Raw genomic sequence first — 19,174 nt, 5'->3', positions numbered from 1 at the left:
TTATTTAACAACTAACAGAATTGTTCTTCCTTCTCCTTGGTACTCAAAATGGCCTATTCTCTTTGTTGAAAATGTCCGTTTCCAAACATTTTCCTACGCTGTCAATTCAATATGTCTATGAACTTTTCTTTTATCCCTTAAGGCGTTTATCTCTTAAGCGGGTGCAAATATAATTACTCTTTTTTTTACCCACAATGTTTTTTGAAAAAAAATTGAAATATTTTTTCAACCCCCACAAAAAACCCAATAAATCCCCAAGAACTTCCACGCCCTCCAGCACAGCAGTGCCCCGAACGAGGGCGCAAATATAAAACCCTTTTCCTTTCCCAAACAAACTTTTTTTGATAATTTTTTTAGACCCATAACGGACGCCTTTATTATCAGATGGTTGCGTGAAAAAATGTTTCTTAAAACTATAGAAAGAAATTCCAAACAACACCAAATCGTACCGTAAAATCTCGATAAGGATAATTTGGCGCTGAGTAAAAATCGTAACCTGTCCAAGCTGAATTGAAATGTTCAGCTTTCAAATAAATACGTATCTGCTGAATTTTTGCATTCACAAAAAAGTCAAAACGCGGAAAAGCGCCATACTCACGATCTGTTTGAACATAGAATTCTGCCATTAAAGGATCATAAGCATTCATATAGTATTTTGAGAAATAACTAAACGTCACGCCTGTTTGCAGGAATAGCGCTCTTTTAAAAAAGTGATTAGAATAATATAATGTATTTCTTGTAGTCAGTTCGGGAAGATTAAACACCTTATTATTATCCTGAACATTTTGATACATGACCGTATTATACAAAGTGAATTTTCTTAAAAAGTTAAATCCTTTTTCCCATTTGAGTTTTAAGTAATTGATAGTTTGATCTGTCTGAAAAGGTTTTATTAAATCATCAACACCATCTTTTTTGAAATATACATAATCATTAATAGTGGTATAATTCAATGATAGATTCCCGAACCATTTAGTATCTAAATTAAAGCTGATTTGTTGCGTTTCAATATTATTGAAATTATTTTGCCAATTGTAATTCTTATAAACACTTTGATACAACAAATAATTATAATTTGGAGCTGTGGCGTTATGATTTATTTGAGCTTCTATCCTATTATTTTCGTTTAAACTATATGATGCCCTACCAGTAAAAAAATTACCCTCAAAATCGCCTGACACATTTAATCCTGCTTCTCCAAATAAGCTAAACTTATTTATTGCCTTTTGATATCTGCCTCCAATTGATATAATATCGCCTTTTAATCGATTGGTAATGTTTTGATTGTTTATGACAACAACTTTATCATATCCATAATTATAATTGTTATGCTCAACACCCAATTGCAACTCTCCTAACATACTGTTATTATAACTAACACCTAGCCGGTTGTAGAAGTTTTCAAGTGTCACACGATCTCTTAAATCCCTTGATTGAAAAGCATCTCCAAAATATTCATTTGCTCTTGTTTGATTGTATTCAAAATATTTGTCCTCAAAAGATATTACATGATTAACTGACAGTGAATTTCTTGATATAGAATCTTTGGGTTTGATGATATAGTAATAATGATCCAAATGAAATCGTTTACCTTTCAATAAATTTTCTGCATCTTCAAAATTCACAGCTAAAACGGCTCTATCCCTAAATTCAGGATTACCAGATTCAAAATATTGAATATTATCATCCTGCAATCCGCCATTTTCTTCATTCAACAAGTCCTGCATGACTATATGTGCATTTGCAAAATATCTTTTGTTTTTGGTTTTAAAACTTGATGTGAATCTAAAATTACCAGTACTAGTCAATATATGCTGATACTTACCAAGCGATCGCAAGCCTTTGTAAGCAACAGAAAAATTAAATTGTTCTGAAGTGTTGACAGTAAAAAATGCATCGACCTGTTGCCCTTGCTCAAAGGCAGTTTTATAATATAATTCAGTAAGCGGAGTTGGAACATGATAGTAATGAATATCTTCAATCTCCATATAATTAAAGTGTCTAGCCCTAGCACCAAATAATGGCATGATACTATTATTAGCATAATTATAGCTCAACGAATTATAAGTTTGCCCGACGTTAGAAAAGGGTAACAACTCAAAATTATCACGGCGCAGGTAATTGAACTTATATTCCTTTTGGATAGTTAACGTTGTATCAACATAGGTCGTGTCTTTAAGATGCGAAATGATTGCATACATCTCAATTTTGGCATCTAAATTTTTAATGTTTTTGTTACTAGTGCTTTCAGTAGATCCATTACTCAAGGAATCGTTAAGTCTAAAGCCTTGATTATTGGAGTTATTCTCTTTTTCAATATATCCTGGCTTTTGAGCGAAACCACTATAAATTCCAAAAATTAAAAAAAATGCTAAAACTATTTTTGACATAAAAAATTTTTCGACCTTGCAAATGTATGTACATTTTGCAATAACGCCATTATATTAAGAATTATTTAAATGCTAAAGTCAAATTATTCAGGATTTCAGTTTGAATGTGGTACTGATGAGGCAGGAAGAGGCTGCCTAGCTGGTCCTGTTACCGCAGCAGCTGTTATTCTGCCAAAAAACTTCAACAACAAATACTTAAATGATTCCAAAAAACTTTCTGAAACCAAACGCAACCTATTAAGACCTGTAATTGAAGACGAAGCCCTTTCTTATTATTTCACCCATGTATTTCCCGATGAAATTGATAAGATTAACATCTTGAATGCTTCCATTTTAGCCATGCACCGTTCCATTGACAAATTAGAAACACAGCCAGAGTATATTATTGTCGATGGAAATAAGTTTAAACCATTCAAACAAGTTCCATTTGAAACCATTATCAAGGGAGACAGTAAGTACTTTAGTATTGCTGCTGCATCTATTTTAGCCAAAACCCATAGAGATGCTTATATGGAAGCTATACATGAAGAATTCCCCATGTACAACTGGAAACAAAACAAAGGCTACCCTACCAAGGAACATCGTGAAGCAATTAAAAAATATGGTATCACTAAATATCATCGCAAATCATTTAGATTACTACCGGAACAATTGAAATTGGATTTGTAATATTTTCGACAGACACATTTTAAAGCCATTAATTATTTATGTAGGTTTGTAAAAATTCCCTCTTAATGAAAAAAAGTTGTCTTTTTGCCCTGCTAATTGCGGTAATTTTTGGATGTGAAACTTCAGAAAAAAAATCAAATGTCATTGATTATTTGAGCCATGAAGCAGCTATAATCTTAAAGACCAAAAATATTGCCAGCTTACATAGTAACCTCAACAACAACGATTTATTAAACAAACTGGAAGCATCAAAAAATGTGGCTGATTTTTCCAACCAGTTAGCCCTTATTAAACACTTTAATACAGAGGATGATTTATATATCTCCATATTCAAGAATGCAGATAATCGTTTAGAGTATTCCTTAATTACTAAATTAAAAGAAGGCCTATTTGATATTGATTCCCTACCAAATCATAGTATAGAAACATTAAAGTATCAATCTAAAACCATTACCAAAAGCACCGTTGACTCGCTTCAATTATTTCATACAGTTATAGACAGTATTTTTATTGGTGCTACTAGCAAAGAGCTATTAGACAAAAGCATTAAAGGCAAGAAAATAGACCATACATTGGAGTCGTTAGTGGAGTCATCCGGATCGGAAAATCAATTAGCTATCCTAATTAACAAAAAGTATGATAATTCCATTAAATCGTTTTTTGTCAATGAACAATTAGCAACCAGTGAATTAACCGATTATTTATTTGTAGATGTTGATGTCAATCAGAATGAACTCACCTTAAACGGTGTCACGCGTTCAGCTGATTCAACCCAAAAACTCATTGACGCCTTCAAAAATACCATTCCTCAAGAAAATAGATTAGCCCACATTACACCTGCAAGCAGTGATGGTTTTTTAAGCATCACCTTTAATGATTTTAATGTTTTCCATAAAAATTTAGTGACCATTCAAAAGCTAGATTCTGTTTTGGACTATTCCCTACTTTTTGACAATATTATTGAAGTGGGCACTGTTTATGACACTGGTCAACAAGCTGTTATATTAAACTCACTAGATGTATACATAACCAGAGATGCCTTGTTAAACGATCAAGATATTATTGAAACATTTCGTGATGTTGATATTTTAGGTTTTAGCAAGCCTACTTTATTTTATGATACCTTTAAACCATTTATTGATTTTCAAACGGCTGACAAGTATTGTATTCTTGACAATTTTATCATTTTTTCCAATAGTGTTGAATGTCTTCACAACATTATTGCGAGTTATAAAAATCAAACAACCTATGATTCAAGAAAACATTACGCGTTGTTAAAAGAAAAATTTAGTGACGAATCTTCATTATTGAGTGTTGTTAGCTCAAATGCTCTGGAACCTATTATCAATAGAAATTTAGGTGACAGCATTAATCTCAAGTTAAATGATTATCAATCGTCTGGAATTCAGTTTATTTATGATTCGCATTTTGCACATGTGAATGCCAGTGTTCAAAAAGCCAAATCACCTATTTATGAAAATTCTATTTCAGAGTCAAACAGTATTGCTTTAGACGCTGATTTGTTGAACAGTCCGCAATTGGTAACCAATCATCTAACCCAAGAAAAGGATATAGTAGTTCAAGATATTCAAAACAACTTATACCTTATTTCTAATAGTGGCAAGATTCTTTGGAGGAAACAGCTTCAAGGACCCATTTTAGGCCAAATTGAGCAAATAGACATGTATAAAAACGGTCGATTGCAATTAACATTTGCCACACCAAACCGTGTTTATGTATTAGATAGAAATGGCAAAGATGTAGCGCCTTTCCCGCTCAAATTTAATGACAAGATTACACAACCCTTGTCTGTATTCGATTACGATAACAACAAAAAATATCGTTTATTGGTTACCCAAGACCAGGACGTTCTGATGCTTGATGCCAAAGGCAAAACCGTAAAAGGATTTACTTTTTCAAAAGCCGATGACGATATTATCCATCAACCTCAACACATTAGAATTGGAAGAAAAGATTACCTATTATTCCAAACGGCAACCAAATTATACATTTTGGATAGAACTGGAAAAACCCGTGTAACACCTAAAAGCAATTTTAATTTTTCAGGCGAAGGAGTTTATCTATACAATGATAATTTTGCCACAACAACTTCCAGTGGCGAGTTGATAACCATTGATCAAAACGGTAACACGGCTTCCCAAAATTTAGGCTTATTTGAAAAACATGATTTTGTAACAACGTCTAAAACATTAGTAGCCTTATCAGAAAATAAATTACGCATCAAGCAAAATACCTATGAACTGGATTATGGTGATTATAGCGAACCCAACATATTTTATTTAAACGATAAAATTTATGTGACCGTCACTGATAAACAAACACAAAAAGTTTTTCTGTTTGACAGCAATGCCAAGCTGCTTTCCAATTTCCCTGTTTATGGAACTTCAGAAATTGATATGAACAACATAGACAAGGACCGAAATTTAGAATTTGTTACCAAAGGAGAAAGTAACACCATTCTTATTTATCAAATTAACTAATCACCATTTTAATCGATATACTTTAAATCAATTATGATTAAGCGCACCAATGCCTCCATTTCAAAATGTATTATTCACAAAGTGGGCAATAAGTTCAACAATACTAAAAATGCATTTTCTGAAAAAGAAGTCCATTTTGATGAGGCCAGCTACGAACTCATGCTACCTTTTTTATTAAGACCATTTGGAAGTGTGGTTCAAAGCTATCGGTTTAATCATCATGCGGACATAACACTCAACGAAATCAACACTTACAGTTCCCAAATATTTACGAACGAGGACGATTTCATTGAAAATTCCAAACACATTGTCAAACATTTATTTGAGCAGTCCAATTCGGCACAAATCAAAACAGGTGATGTTTTGGTTGTTCTTTTTGAAGGCATCGAATTCAATGAAATAACCACTAACGCGCTTGGCATCTTCAAAATTGAGAACAAGGTAAATTTCTTTCAAACTTATTTAGAAAACAATAGTTATGATGTATTGGTTCAAAAAGGTATTAATAGTAAGAAAGTAGATAAAGGCTGTTTAATATTAAACCAAAGTGATACCGAAGGGCGTATTGTTTTGAGTGCCGATAACAACAATTACGATGCACAATATTGGACCAATCACTTTTTAAATATCAAATTTGCCGATGATGCTAATAGCCATACCCAGCAATACTTGGAACTGTGCAAAGATTTTTCGGAAGACATTTTAAAAATTTCCTATGGCAATCAGGAGCAAAATACGTTTTTAGCCAAAACCATTGATTTTTTTAAAGAGCATGAAATCATAAAGGTTGAAGAATTCAAGGACGATATTTTTGTGGAGGATAAACACAAAATCCTGTTTGACGATTACAAAAAGACCTTTGAGAGTGAAAAGGATTTAGTTATCAGGAATCAATTTGATGTATCTGATTTAGTCGTTAATAAGGAAAAGAAAAAAATAAAAACCGAAATCAAACTAGATACCAACATTCAAATAAAACTGGATATTGATGCACCTGAAGCCTCAAGTGAGTATTTGGAACGTGGTTACGATGAAACCAAAAAAATGCATTTTTACAAAGTGTTTTTTAATGCAGAAGGTTAGATTCTAAACCAATGTCATGCGAAATTTAGTTCTTAATAAACTTTTTAGCTTTTAAAAAGTTGTCACTTTTAACCACCAATAAATAATATCCTGTTTGCAGACTCGCAACATCAATTTGCGCTTTGTTACCTATAAGTCCTTCTGTCAAATGCATAACTTGTCGACCTTGTATATCGTAAATTTTAAATTCCATTGAATTGGATGGAAATTGAAGATGCGAATCAAATTCAATTGTAAGTTTAGAATCTACTGGATTAGGATAGACAGAAAACAAATTGGTGTTTACACTAATGTCATCAACACTTAATTGAGCAGCATCTAAATAGTCTGGCACACCATTACCGTTGACATCATCATCAGTTGGGTCACCATTTCCATTATAATCTTCATCTAAAGTAATAACACCATCGCCATCATCATCCATATCCAAATGGTTTGGAATACCATCATTATCGGTATCTAAAAATGTTGGTGGATTGACTCTGTTATCCGAACTTCTGCCGCCAAAAACAATTTCATATTCTGAAATGACTGTATCACCATCATCGTCATCGTCCTGATAATTTGGAATACCATCACCATCAGTATCATCATCGCTTAAATCACCATTGCCATTGGCATCCTCCATATCATTAGGAATACCATCATTTTCATCATCGTTATCACAGTTGGTAAAACTGACTGTTAAATCAAATTGTGCATTATCTGTACTTGGATTTATAACTATGGTAAAATTATTATTCCCAGAACTTATAGTAACATCGCCTGAAACACTATCATCAGAAGCATCTAAAATATCAACGGTATTTTCTGAAGCATCTAAATTAAACAACCCTAAAACCCGCGTTTTATAATCATCAATATTGAACAATTCACCATTGTTATTATCTACATCACAGATGACCACATTGAAATTGCTGGTTGGCTTAAAACGCCACCCTTCATTATTAGTTTCCCAAACATCAAAACCATTTCGATTAGGCGCAGTAAGACCCTGAATTCCAGTTTGGTTTTGAATACCCAAAATTGCTCGTCCAGAATTCCAAGTTAAACATAGTGGCTTACTTTTAATCAATACATCTATTATACCCGTAGTCTCATGCAAAACTACTTGAGATGTCGAAATCAAAGGACTACACGCATATTGAATTATATCCTCATAAAAGATATAAAATCGTCTGTTTGGGCTTTCTCCAGAGACACCATAATAAACAGCACCTTCGGATGTTGGGTCAGCATTATTCAAATCATGATAAGGCCCAAATATAGCGGGTTTAGGCAGATTGGGTGATGGTACTTCATTTACAATTGGCCAAGGATCGTAAGTATTAGCCAATGAGCTATCAAACACGATATCCGCATTGGTACCAACTACCAATTCCAATTGATTTGGTAATCCGTAAAAATCAAAGGGAAATGGTAAACTAATAATATCGGAGTAATAGTCATCTCCATTGTATTGTATAATATCTTGTTCCTGAAACTCTTGATAGGGTATAGATTCAACCGTATATTGATAAGTGTTTTGAGAATAAAAATTGATTGAGAATAATAATAGAATAATTGAGATGTAGCGATTTTTCATGAGCGTAATTGATTAGCTTTATATCTTAAAGATACAATTATAGCCAAAAGGTTGCGTGAAAAATCAAACTTTTTCTTCTTGAGGTTGTAATTCAGCCTCAAACAAATAGGCAAAATGCTTCAACAATTTGGATTTCACCTCATCCATAGGCACTTTCTTAACTCCCAACTCAACATTCAATGAAGTAACGGCCTTTCCACGAATACCACAAGGAATCATATTATCAAAATAGCCTAGATCGGCATTCACGTTTAAAGCGAAACCATGCATCGTTACCCAACGACTGGCTCTAACACCCATAGCGCAAATTTTTCTGGCAAATGGTGTGCCCACATCTAACCAAACACCTGTTTCACCTGGGCTACGTTCGGCTTTTAAACCGTATTCAGCCAAGGTCAGAATAATCATTTCTTCCAAAAGCCGTAAGTATTTATGAATATCAGTAAAAAAATTGTCCAAATCTAAAATAGGATAACCCACTATTTGTCCAGGACCATGATAGGTAATGTCGCCACCTCTATTGACTTTGTAGAAAGAAGCCCCTTTTTCGGCTAATTGTTTTTCATCAACCAACAGATTGGACATATCACCACTTTTTCCCAAAGTATAGACATGAGGATGCTCAACAAATAGGAAATAGTTGGGTGTTTCTAAATCGGTATCCTCACGTCTATTCTTAATTTTGGTATCAACAATACCTTGAAACAAGGATTCCTGATATTCCCAAGCCTCTTTGTATTCCTTTAAACCTAATTCTTGTATGTCTATTATCTTATTCATAGACTACAAAATTACAATTATTTTAGGTATTAGGAGTTTGGGTTATTCAAAATAACCAATGCGGCTATAACACCAGGGACCCAGCCACAGAGCCATAATAAAAAAACGATTAGAATAGAGCCGCAACCTTTATCCAATACGGCTAAAGGCGGACATAAAATGGACAATAATACTCTCCAAAAACTCATTTGATTGATTTTAATTGATGATTATACTCATTAGACAACATATTGAGGCATTTGTTACAAGTTAATTTCAATATAATAAATTGAAATCCTAATGAATAGTAATTATCTTTGTGCCTTCAAATTACACAATAGATTTTCAATGTCACAATTATCAGAACAAGAATTGGTTCGTAGAGACAAACTCTCTAAACTTCGTGAATTAGGTATTAACCCGTATCCTGCAGATTTGTTTCCTGTTGAAGAAACCTCCAAACAGGTGAAACAAAATTTTAAAGAAGGAAAAAAAGTGGTTATTGCTGGTAGATTGATGTCACGTCGTATCCAAGGAAATGCCAGTTTTGCTGAATTGCAGGATAGTGAAGGTCGCATTCAAGTGTATTTTAATCGTGATGAAATTTGTCCAGGTGAGGACAAAACCCAATATAATACTATTTACAAAAAACTGTTGGACATTGGTGACTTCATTGGTGTTGAAGGCGAACTATTTACAACACAAGTTGGTGAAAAAACAGTCATGGTAAAAAGCTTTACCATTTTAAGCAAAGCCTTAAGACCGCTACCACAACCACGTGTTGACGCCGATGGCAATATACACGATGCCTTTACCGATCCGGAACAGCGTTACAGACAACGTTATGCCGATTTAGTGGTCAATCCACATGTAAAAGAGGTATTTGTGAAGCGCACCAAATTATTCAATGCTATGCGCGAGTTTTTTAACAAAGCTGGGTATTTTGAAGTTGAAACACCTATTTTACAACCTATTCCTGGTGGTGCCGCAGCAAGACCGTTTATAACCCATCACAATTCGTTAGATATTCCATTATATATGCGAATTGCCAACGAATTATATTTAAAGCGATTGATTGTTGGTGGTTTTGATGGCGTTTATGAGTTTTCTAAAAACTTCCGAAATGAAGGTATGGACCGAACCCATAATCCCGAGTTTACGGCTATGGAAATTTATGTAGCCTACAAGGATTACAATTGGATGATGGATTTCTGTGAGCAATTGTTAGAATATTGTGCCATAGCAGTGAACGGAACAACTAAAGCAACCTTTGGAAAGCATGAAATTGATTTCAAGGCACCTTATGCTCGTGTAACCATGGCTGATTCCATCAAACATTTTACAGGATTTGACATTACTGGTAAAACAGAAGCCGAAATACGTCAGGCAGCAAAAGATATGAATATTGAAGTTGATGATACAATGGGCAAAGGCAAACTGATTGACGAGATTTTTGGAGAAAAATGTGAGGGCAATTACATCCAACCAACCTTCATTACAGACTACCCAAAAGAAATGAGTCCACTGTGCAAAGAGCATCGTGACAATCCTGAATTGACCGAGCGTTTCGAGTTAATGGTTTGTGGTAAGGAAATTGCCAATGCCTATTCTGAATTAAACGACCCTATTGATCAACGTGAGCGTTTTGAACACCAGCTTAAATTGGCTGCTAAAGGTGATGATGAAGCTACCGAGTTTATCGATTATGATTTCTTACGCGCATTAGAATATGGTATGCCTCCTACTTCTGGAATGGGAATTGGCATGGATCGATTAGTCATGTTTTTAACCAACAACCAATCGATACAGGAAGTATTGTTCTTCCCGCAAATGAAACCAGAGAAAAAACCATTGGCCATTAGCGAAGATGCTAAAGCGGTTTTAGAAATATTGAACAAGGTTGAAAAAATAGATTTAAATGATTTAAAAGGACAATCTGGTTTAAGCAATAAAAAATGGGATAAAGCTATAAAAGACCTAACCAAAAACAAGGTAGCCAAAGTTGAAAAAACCGACGATGGCTTAATGGTTGAAGCAATATAATTGTCATTCCTGCCTTTGTACTATCGCTCAAGATAAACTCTGGTAGGAATCCAAATAAATTCAAAGGGAACTGCAAAAATGTAGTTCCTTTTTTTTATTTTTAAAGAAATGGAATCGTTTTTGCAACGTATTCATTAACACTAAAAACTTGACGTTATGAAAATTATAAAAAATGCATTATTGGTTTGCTTTTTATTGGCTACAACTTATGTTAGCCAAGCGCAAACCATTGACTCAAATAAATCAGTTGTGGACTTTAAAATATCTGGAGGTGGTATTTTTACTGTCAAAGGAACATTTACAGGTATGCAAGGGAAATTCGATTTTAACGAATCGGATGTATCCAGTTCTAAATTTGACATTTGTATTGAATCCAAAACCTTAAATACCAAAAACGAAAAGCGCGATACCCATTTACATTCTGCAGATTTTTTTGATGTTGACAAATACCCAACCATTTGTTTCAAATCGGCTTCAGTTTCCAAAACCAGTGATGGCTATCAAACAACCGGCGACATGACTATTCACGGTGTCACCAAAACTGTGACCATTCCGTTTACATTTAAAAACAATACGTTTAAAGGTGCATTAGAAATCAATCGGTTTGACTATAACATAGGGGAAGACTTTGGCACATTTCGCGTTGGTGAAACTGCTGAAGTAACTATTACTTGTAAAGTCGAGTAATCTTATTCTCGATACATGACAACAAGAAATGTTGTCATACTCGAATTGACAATTATAATTAATCCCGAATCAAAGGTAAGGTTGAACAACGCAAGAGCCCTTCCTGCTTGGCAATTTCGGCATAAGGGACTTCTTCAACTGTAAAGCCGTTGTCTCGTAACCACGTATTCAATCGAGTAAAGTTTCGTTCAGAAATAACGACATCTTCTGCTATGGAGAACACGTTACTGTTCATGTGGTACATTTCCTCACGGGTTATGTGAAATAAATTATCCTTTCCAAACAAATCTACCAAATACATATAATCGCTTTCCTCTCTAAAACCACTTTTGTAAATAATGCCTTTGTTAATACCTACAGGTTGAAAACAGCAATCTAAATGAAGCGCATTATCCCGTGGCTCCAATTTGGATTTTACCAAATCGAATTCCTTAACGGTTTTATTTGGAAAATGGTCCTTAACCCATTGTACTCCTTCCATGTTAGTTCTGGCTGTGATATAACTCTTATAATCACTGCCTTTGTAAGTACCAATAAAGATATGATCATTCCAAAGCATCACATCACCACCTTCAATATGAACTTCTTCAGGTGGTCTTATTACTTTACTGGCATCTATCTTATCAATAACGTATTGAATAGCATCTAATTCTTCTTCTCTATTGGGCAGTATATTCGCTTTCACAAAAATATCATCAATAACAAAAGCAATATCACGCGCAAAAATTTGGTTACAATCAGCAATCAATTCAGGACGAAACACCTCAACATCATATTTCTTAAAAACTTCAGCCACAGCTTCCATTTCTTTGACCATATCGGCTTCAACCGGATAAGTTCCAGCCTTAATATGTTCCAAGGATTTTGGGTCGTAGGCTTCTTCTACGGTTGGAGTTGGACCATTACTTACGGCAGTACCCAAAACAACTGCACGTAATCTGGAGGTTTCGTTTTTGACGTTTAGTTTCAACATGTTGTAAATATAAAAAAAGCTCCATAGAAACTATGAAGCTTACATATGATTTTATTAATACTATCGCTGATTGATAGTCTTAAATGGTCTTAAGGTTTCTCCAATATAAATTTGTCTTGGTCTTCCAATGGGCTCGTTGTTTAAACGCATTTCACGCCATTGTGCAATCCATCCTGGTAAGCGTCCAAGAGCAAACATCACGGTAAACATATCGGTTGGGATTCCCATAGCACGGTAAATGATTCCAGAGTAGAAATCGACATTTGGATATAATTTTCTATCCACGAAATAAGAATCTTCAAGTGCTTCTTTTTCCAAACCTTTGGCAATATCTAAAATAGGATCTTCAATTCCAAGGTTTCCTAAAACCTCGTCAGCTGATTTTTTGATTATTCTGGCACGTGGATCAAAGTTTTTATAAACACGGTGACCAAATCCCATTAAACGGAATGGATCATCCTTATCCTTGGCTTTGGCCATATATTTTTTGGTGTCACCTCCATCTTCCTTAATAGCTTCCAACATTTCCAAAACCGCCTGATTCGCACCACCATGTAATGGTCCCCATAGTGCTGAAATACCAGAAGACAATGAAGCAAATAATCCAGCATGAGAAGAACCTACGATTCTTACAGTAGATGTTGAACAGTTTTGCTCATGGTCGGCATGAAGGATTAACAATTTATCTAGCGCATCAACTACGACTGGATCTAGAACATAATCTTCATTAGGTTGCTTAAACATCATTTTTAAAACGTTCTGAACATAGCCTAAATTTTTATCACCATAATCTAATGGTAAACCATGCTTTTTGCGTAATGTCCAAGCTACTAACACAGGGAATTTACCCATAATACGTACAATAGCCTTGTACATATCCTCTTCGGAATTCACGTTCACAGAAGATGGATTAAAAGCCGTTAACGCACTAGTCAATGAGGCTAAAACACCCATAGGATGCGCCGACTTTGGAAAAGCATCTACAATCTTACGTACATCATCGTCTACAATTGAATGGCTTTTTATATCAGCATGAAATTTATCCAATTGCTCTTGCGTTGGCAATTCACCAAATATCAACAAGTAAGCTACTTCTAAAAAGTCAGCTTTTTCAGCTAGTTCTTCAATAGCATAACCACGGTACCTCAAAATTCCTTTCTCACCATCTAAAAAAGTAATGGCGCTGGTACAAGATCCCGTATTTTTATAACCCGGATCAATAGTGACCACACCATTGGTGGCACCACGTAATGATTTAATATCAATGGCAACTTCATTTTCAGTCCCTTTTACAAGCGGAAAATCGTATTTTTGGCCGTTAACTTCTATTGTAGCTTTATCTGACATAGTTGATCTATAAATATTTGATGTTAAGGTGTCGAATTTGACCTTACGAAAATACGAAATATCTCACGATATATAAAGGATATCAAAGAGGATTTATCAATTTTACTATTGCTAAAATTGATATATAAAACAAAAAGCGATTATTAATAAAATAATCGCTTTTAAATATGTAAGAATTCATTTATTATTTCACTTTAAATGCCTTTTCTTGCGGGTAATAGGCCATATGAGCCAGTTCCTCTTCTATACGCAATAACTGGTTGTATTTTGCCATACGGTCGCTACGAGATGCCGAGCCCGTTTTAATTTGACCTGTGTTTAGTGCAACAGCTAAATCGGCTATGGTATTGTCCTCTGTTTCCCCAGAACGGTGAGACATCACAGAGGTATAACCAGCATTATGTGCCATATTTACAGCAGCAATGGTTTCGGTTAAGGTTCCTATCTGGTTTACTTTAATTAAAATAGAATTGGCAATGCCATTTTCAATACCACGAGAGAGTCTTTCAACGTTGGTTACAAATAAATCGTCACCAACCAACTGGACTTTGTCGCCTACTTTATCAGTTAGGTATTTCCAACCTTCCCAATCGTTTTCATCCATACCATCTTCAATGGAGATTATCGGATATTTTTCACACAATTGTGCTAAATAATCTGCTTGCTCCTGACTGGTTCTTACCTGACCTTTATCGCCTTCAAATTTGGTGTAATCGTATTTACCATCAATATAGAATTCCGCCGAAGCACAATCTAACGCAATCATAACATCATCACCTAATTTATAACCTGCTTTAGCAACAGCTTTTTCTATGGTATCCAAGGCATCTTCTGTACCACCTTCCAGATTAGGCGCGAAACCACCTTCATCACCTACGGCGGTACTCAATCCTCTATCATGCAATACTTTTTTCAGATTGTGGAAAATCTCGGTTCCCATTTGCATGGCATGGGTGAAGTTTTTGGCCTTTACAGGCATAATCATAAATTCCTGAAAGGCAATAGGCGCATCAGAATGTGAGCCTCCATTGATGATGTTCATCATTGGGACTGGTAAGGTATTGGCAGATACACCACCAACATAGCGGTAAAGCGGTAAACCTAATTCGTTAGCCGCGGCTTTGGCTGCTGCCAAAGACACACCCAAAATAGCATTGGCTCCTAATTTCGATTTATTAGCTGTGCCATCCAATTCAATCATCGTTTGGTCAATCATGTTTTGTTCAAAAACAGAAACACCCAATAATTCCTGTGCAATGATGGTATTAACATTCTTAACGGCTTTGGTGACTCCTTTTCCCATAAAGGCTGAACCACCATCGCGTAATTCTACAGCTTCGTGTTCTCCTGTTGATGCTCCTGAAGGTACAGCAGCGCGTCCCATAATTCCATTTTCGGTAATGACGTCTACTTCAACAGTTGGGTTACCACGTGAATCTAAAATTTGTCTGGCATGAATGTCAATTATAATGCTCATTGGAAAGTTTTTTGAATATTTAGTTAATGTTACAAATTTACAAAATACTCCTACGAAACGGTCTTTTCAATTGGAGTATTACATTAATTTTTTACGATAATGTTTTCGTATTAAAAAAACCTCAAGGAATTTTAGGATTCTTTGAGGTTTTTAAACTAGGTTTTTTGAATATTCTCTATAAACTGATCAAACAGATAGGAGGAATCATGTGGTCCAGGACTGGCTTCCGGGTGGTATTGCACCGAGAAGCAGTTTTTGGATTTCATTCGAATACCTGCTACTGTATGGTCATTTAGGTGTACATGGGTAATCTCCACATCTGGATGCTTTTCAGTTTCCTCACGATTGATGGCAAAACCATGGTTTTGGGAAGTGATTTCTCCTTTTCCTGTTAGCATGTTTTTAACCGGATGGTTGATGCCTCTGTGTCCATGATGCATTTTGTAGGTTGAAATTCCATTGGCCAAGGCAATAACCTGATGACCTAAACAAATACCAAACAATGGTAAATTTCTATTAATAATTTCTTTGGCAACCGATTGGGCTTCCACCAAAGGTTCTGGATCACCAGGACCATTTGACAAAAAGTAGCCGTCTGGTTTAAATGCTTCCAACTCTTCAAACTTGGCATTGTATGGAAATACCTTAATATATGCATCGCGTTTGGCCAGATTGCGTAAAATATTTTTCTTCACCCCAATGTCCAAAGCTGCAATCTTATATTTGGCGTTTTCATTACCATAGAAGTAAGGTTCTTTGGTTGAAACTTTAGAAGCCAATTCCAGGCCTTCCATATTAGGCACTTTTGCTAATTGCTTTTTAAGCTCTTCTATTTTATCTACTTCTGTAGTGATAACCGCATTCATAGCACCATTATCTCTAATATACGCTACCAAAGCTCTGGTATCGACATCAGATATGGCTAACACATTATATTTTTCAAAAAAATCTTCCAGATTTCCCTCTCCAGATGGTCTGGAATAATTGAAACTAAAATTTTTACAAATCAGACCCGAAATTTTTATGGAATCGGATTCCATTTCGTCTTCATGGGTTCCATAGTTCCCAATGTGTGCATTGGTGGTTACCATGAGTTGTCCGAAGTAAGAAGGATCTGTGAAAATTTCTTGATAACCTGTTGTTCCGGTATTGAAACATACTTCGCCGAAAGCAGTTCCTTTTTTACCAATTGATTTACCGTGAAATATTGTTCCGTCTGCTAGTAGAACAATGGCTTTGTCTCGTTTGTTGTATTTCATTTCTAAAAAAAGGTTTTGCAAAATTGCATAAAAAAAAGGATAACCTAAAATAGATTATCCTTTTTATTTTAAATGCTTATTAACATTTATTCTTCTTCGTTGGTTGCTTGAGTTTCCACTGGAGCAGCTGCAGCCGGTTTAGAACCACCTCTTCTACTTCTACGTGTTGTTTTCTTCTTCGCTTTACCTGCATTGTATAGTTCGTTGTAGTCAACTAACTCTATCATTGCCATATCCGCGTTATCACCCAAACGGTTTCCTAACTTGATAATTCTTGTATAACCACCTGGTCTGTCACCAACTTTAGGAGCCACTTCCCTGAATAATTCAGCAACAGCTTCCTTTTGTCTTAAGCGAGACATAACAATACGTCTGTTGTGAGTAGTGTCTTCTTTAGATTTGGTTACTAATGGCTCAACAAATTGTTTTAAAGCTTTTGCTTTAGCTACAGTTGTGTTAATACGTTTGTGCTCAATTAATGAACAAGCCATATTAGCCAACATGGACTTTCTGTGAGCTGTTTTTCTACCTAAATGGTTTACTTTTTTTCCGTGTCTCATGACCTTTGTTTTATCATCTTGCTACCAGACCACGCTGTAACGTGGGAGCAAAATATGATTAATTAATCTTTATCTAATTTGTATTTTGATAAGTCCATTCCGAAATTCAATCCTTTCACATTTACTAGTTCTTCTAGTTCTGTTAAAGATTTCTTACCGAAGTTACGGAACTTCATTAAATCGTTTTTGTTGAATGATACTAAATCACCTAACGTATCAACTTCAGCTGCTTTTAAACAGTTTAATGCACGAACAGACAAGTCCATATCAACCAATTTGGTTTTCAACAACTGTCTCATGTGAAGTGATTCTTCATCATAAGTTTCAGTTTGTGCAATTTCATCAGCTTCTAATGTAATACGCTCATCAGAGAATAACATGAAGTGGTGAATTAATGTTTTAGCGGCTTCAGTCAACGCATCTTGTGGGTTGATTGAACCATCTGTAATAATTTCGAAAACTAATTTTTCGTAATCTGTCTTTTGCTCTACACGGTAATTCTCAATGCTATATTTCACATTTTTGATTGGTGTGTAGATTGAATCAGTAAAGATTGTTCCAATTGGTGCAGAAGCTTTTTTGTTTTCTTCTGCAGGAACATATCCTCTACCTTTTTCAATAGTGATTTCCATGTTGATGTTCACTTTAGGATCTAAATTACAGATTACTAATTCTGAATTTAATACTTGGAATCCTGAAATGAATTTTTGGAAATCGCCCGCTGTAATTTGTTCTTGTCCTGAAATTGAAATTGAAACGGATTCGTTATCAACATCATCAATTTGTCTTTTAAAACGGATTTGTTTTAAATTCAAAATGATTTCAGTAACATCTTCCACAACACCTGCTATTGTAGAGAATTCGTGATCAACACCTTCAATTCTAACGGATGTGATTGCAAATCCTTCAAGAGATGATAATAACACTCTTCGTAATGCATTTCCAACTGTTAAACCATAACCTGGTTCTAAAGGTCTGAACTCGAATTTCCCTTCAAAGTCAGTTGAATCAATCATGATTACTTTGTCGGGTTTTTGAAAACTAAATACTGCCATATTATTTCTTCGTTTTAATTGTTATTTAGTTGCGCGGTCTATAAGTTTGAAGAAGTACGAATAAACCCTTTGGCTAAATACCAATGTTTTTAAATTATTATTTAGAATACAATTCGACGATGAATTGCTCGTTGATATTTTCTGGAATTTGGATTCTAGCTGGAACCGATACATAGGTTCCTTCTTTTTTATCATTATTCCAAGTAATCCACTCATAAATGTGGTTTGAGTTTGCTAATGAATTAGCAATTGACTCCAATGATTTTGATTTTTCTCTAACTGCTACAACATCACCAGCTTTTAATTGGTATGATGGAATGTTTACCAACTCACCATTTACGGTAATGTGTCTGTGAGAAACTAATTGTCTAGCTCCGCTTCTTGAAGGTGCCATACCCATTCTGAAAACCACGTTATCTAAACGTGACTCACACAATTGTAATAAAACCTCACCTGTAATTCCAGGAGCTGCAGTTGCTTTTTTGAACATGTTTCTGAACTGACGCTCTAAAATACCATAGGTATATTTAGCTTTTTGCTTCTCCATTAATTGGATAGCATATTCAGATTTTTTACCACGACGCTTATTAGCACCATGTTGACCTGGAGGGTAGTTTCTTTTCTCAAAAGATTTGTCTTCTCCATAGATAGCTTCGCCAAACTTACGAGCTATTTTAGTTTTAGGACCAGTATATCTTGCCATTTTAAAAAATTAAATTATGAGAGTGATTATGAATTAAGGTCTTAATCTTATCCTTCGATAATCGTTGATCTCTCGTGATACTT

At 35.0% G+C, this 19,174-nt stretch carries 16 protein-coding genes; 5 read left to right on the top strand and 11 right to left on the bottom strand.

Annotated features, from left to right (window positions below):
• Positions 1-413: 413 nt before the first annotated feature.
• Positions 414-2,390, bottom strand: a complete 1,977-nt coding sequence (locus C1T31_RS04620; RefSeq protein WP_103051259.1) for a putative porin — start codon at positions 2,388-2,390, stop codon at positions 414-416.
• 69 nt (positions 2,391-2,459) lie between these two features.
• Here C1T31_RS04620 and C1T31_RS04615 point away from each other — a divergent pair, with 69 nt between their 5' ends.
• The 3 genes from C1T31_RS04615 (at position 2,460) to C1T31_RS04605 (ending at position 6,643) form a co-directional block, all read left to right on the top strand.
• Complete coding sequence (locus tag C1T31_RS04615; RefSeq protein WP_103051258.1) at positions 2,460-3,059, top strand: ribonuclease HII; 600 nt, start codon at positions 2,460-2,462, stop codon at positions 3,057-3,059.
• A gap of 65 nt (positions 3,060-3,124) precedes the next feature.
• A complete protein-coding gene (locus C1T31_RS04610; RefSeq protein WP_103051257.1) occupies positions 3,125-5,560 on the top strand; it encodes an NHL repeat-containing protein in 2,436 nt (811 codons plus the stop codon).
• Between the two features lie 33 nt (positions 5,561-5,593).
• Positions 5,594-6,643 (top strand): nucleoid-associated protein, encoded by a 1,050-nt coding sequence (locus C1T31_RS04605; RefSeq protein WP_103051256.1) that lies wholly within the window; start codon positions 5,594-5,596, stop codon positions 6,641-6,643.
• Between the two features lie 25 nt (positions 6,644-6,668).
• Here the strand turns inward: C1T31_RS04605 and C1T31_RS04600 are convergent, their stop codons facing one another.
• The 3 genes from C1T31_RS04600 to C1T31_RS04590 all read right to left on the bottom strand — a co-directional run bounded on the left by C1T31_RS04600 (position 6,669) and on the right by C1T31_RS04590 (position 9,196).
• Complete coding sequence (locus C1T31_RS04600) at positions 6,669-8,228, bottom strand: T9SS type A sorting domain-containing protein (RefSeq protein WP_103051255.1); 1,560 nt, start codon at positions 8,226-8,228, stop codon at positions 6,669-6,671.
• A 63-nt stretch (positions 8,229-8,291) separates the two neighbouring features.
• On the bottom strand, positions 8,292-9,008 hold the full coding sequence (gene lipB, locus C1T31_RS04595) for a lipoyl(octanoyl) transferase LipB (RefSeq protein ID WP_103051254.1): 717 nt from the start codon (positions 9,006-9,008) through the stop codon (positions 8,292-8,294).
• 29 nt (positions 9,009-9,037) lie between these two features.
• Complete coding sequence (locus C1T31_RS04590; RefSeq protein WP_103051253.1) at positions 9,038-9,196, bottom strand: YqaE/Pmp3 family membrane protein; 159 nt, start codon at positions 9,194-9,196, stop codon at positions 9,038-9,040.
• A gap of 139 nt (positions 9,197-9,335) precedes the next feature.
• Here C1T31_RS04590 and lysS point away from each other — a divergent pair, with 139 nt between their 5' ends.
• Both lysS and C1T31_RS04580 read left to right on the top strand, forming a co-directional pair.
• The gene (gene lysS, locus C1T31_RS04585) at positions 9,336-11,030 is read left to right on the top strand and encodes a lysine--tRNA ligase (RefSeq protein ID WP_103051252.1); all 1,695 of its coding nucleotides are present in this window, start codon (positions 9,336-9,338) and stop codon (positions 11,028-11,030) included.
• Positions 11,031-11,186: 156 nt separating this feature from the next.
• Positions 11,187-11,717: a YceI family protein gene (locus C1T31_RS04580; RefSeq protein WP_103051251.1), complete on the top strand. Its 531-nt coding sequence runs from the start codon at positions 11,187-11,189 to the stop codon at positions 11,715-11,717.
• 58 nt (positions 11,718-11,775) lie between these two features.
• Here C1T31_RS04580 and C1T31_RS04575 read toward each other — a convergent pair whose 3' ends face one another.
• From C1T31_RS04575 to rpsD, 7 genes are all read right to left on the bottom strand, one after another.
• Complete coding sequence (locus C1T31_RS04575; RefSeq protein WP_103051250.1) at positions 11,776-12,690, bottom strand: dimethylarginine dimethylaminohydrolase family protein; 915 nt, start codon at positions 12,688-12,690, stop codon at positions 11,776-11,778.
• Positions 12,691-12,750: 60 nt separating this feature from the next.
• Positions 12,751-14,037 (bottom strand): citrate synthase, encoded by a 1,287-nt coding sequence (locus C1T31_RS04570; protein WP_103051249.1) that lies wholly within the window; start codon positions 14,035-14,037, stop codon positions 12,751-12,753.
• A 184-nt stretch (positions 14,038-14,221) separates the two neighbouring features.
• Positions 14,222-15,514 carry a phosphopyruvate hydratase gene (gene eno, locus C1T31_RS04565; RefSeq protein WP_103051248.1) on the bottom strand — a complete coding sequence of 431 codons (1,293 nt, stop codon included), beginning with the start codon at positions 15,512-15,514 and terminating at the stop codon, positions 14,222-14,224.
• A gap of 155 nt (positions 15,515-15,669) precedes the next feature.
• Positions 15,670-16,773, bottom strand: a complete 1,104-nt coding sequence (gene carA / locus C1T31_RS04560; RefSeq protein WP_103051247.1) for a glutamine-hydrolyzing carbamoyl-phosphate synthase small subunit — start codon at positions 16,771-16,773, stop codon at positions 15,670-15,672.
• A gap of 86 nt (positions 16,774-16,859) precedes the next feature.
• On the bottom strand, positions 16,860-17,333 hold the full coding sequence (rplQ, locus tag C1T31_RS04555; RefSeq protein WP_103051246.1) for a 50S ribosomal protein L17: 474 nt from the start codon (positions 17,331-17,333) through the stop codon (positions 16,860-16,862).
• Positions 17,334-17,395: 62 nt separating this feature from the next.
• Positions 17,396-18,388: a DNA-directed RNA polymerase subunit alpha gene (locus C1T31_RS04550; RefSeq protein ID WP_103051245.1), complete on the bottom strand. Its 993-nt coding sequence runs from the start codon at positions 18,386-18,388 to the stop codon at positions 17,396-17,398.
• 97 nt (positions 18,389-18,485) lie between these two features.
• Positions 18,486-19,091, bottom strand: a complete 606-nt coding sequence (rpsD, locus tag C1T31_RS04545; protein WP_103051244.1) for a 30S ribosomal protein S4 — start codon at positions 19,089-19,091, stop codon at positions 18,486-18,488.
• Between the last annotated feature and the right edge of the window lie 83 nt (positions 19,092-19,174).

This window comes from Hanstruepera neustonica (assembly GCF_002895005.1).
Lineage (GTDB): Bacteria > Bacteroidota > Bacteroidia > Flavobacteriales > Flavobacteriaceae > Hanstruepera > Hanstruepera neustonica.
The sequence above is the reverse complement of the archived record's forward strand: the minus strand, read 5'-3'. Positions and strand labels throughout refer to the sequence as shown.

Bases quoted from the DNA above. Each gene is read 5' to 3' on its own strand.
- C1T31_RS04610 (WP_103051257.1), top strand. From the start codon at position 3,125: ATGAAAAAAAGTTGTCTTTTTGCCCTGCTAATTGCGGTAATTTTTGGA.
- C1T31_RS04600 (WP_103051255.1), bottom strand. From the start codon at position 8,228: ATGAAAAATCGCTACATCTCAATTATTCTATTATTATTCTCAATCAAT.
- C1T31_RS04580 (WP_103051251.1), top strand. From the start codon at position 11,187: ATGAAAATTATAAAAAATGCATTATTGGTTTGCTTTTTATTGGCTACA.
- C1T31_RS04605 (WP_103051256.1), top strand. From the start codon at position 5,594: ATGATTAAGCGCACCAATGCCTCCATTTCAAAATGTATTATTCACAAA.
- lipB (WP_103051254.1), bottom strand. From the start codon at position 9,008: ATGAATAAGATAATAGACATACAAGAATTAGGTTTAAAGGAATACAAA.
- rpsD (WP_103051244.1), bottom strand. From the start codon at position 19,091: ATGGCAAGATATACTGGTCCTAAAACTAAAATAGCTCGTAAGTTTGGC.
- eno (WP_103051248.1), bottom strand. From the start codon at position 15,514: ATGAGCATTATAATTGACATTCATGCCAGACAAATTTTAGATTCACGT.
- C1T31_RS04590 (WP_103051253.1), bottom strand. From the start codon at position 9,196: ATGAGTTTTTGGAGAGTATTATTGTCCATTTTATGTCCGCCTTTAGCC.
- C1T31_RS04570 (WP_103051249.1), bottom strand. From the start codon at position 14,037: ATGTCAGATAAAGCTACAATAGAAGTTAACGGCCAAAAATACGATTTT.
- rplQ (WP_103051246.1), bottom strand. From the start codon at position 17,333: ATGAGACACGGAAAAAAAGTAAACCATTTAGGTAGAAAAACAGCTCAC.
- C1T31_RS04550 (WP_103051245.1), bottom strand. From the start codon at position 18,388: ATGGCAGTATTTAGTTTTCAAAAACCCGACAAAGTAATCATGATTGAT.
- C1T31_RS04575 (WP_103051250.1), bottom strand. From the start codon at position 12,690: ATGTTGAAACTAAACGTCAAAAACGAAACCTCCAGATTACGTGCAGTT.
- C1T31_RS04615 (WP_103051258.1), top strand. From the start codon at position 2,460: ATGCTAAAGTCAAATTATTCAGGATTTCAGTTTGAATGTGGTACTGAT.
- lysS (WP_103051252.1), top strand. From the start codon at position 9,336: ATGTCACAATTATCAGAACAAGAATTGGTTCGTAGAGACAAACTCTCT.
- C1T31_RS04620 (WP_103051259.1), bottom strand. From the start codon at position 2,390: ATGTCAAAAATAGTTTTAGCATTTTTTTTAATTTTTGGAATTTATAGT.
- carA (WP_103051247.1), bottom strand. From the start codon at position 16,773: ATGAAATACAACAAACGAGACAAAGCCATTGTTCTACTAGCAGACGGA.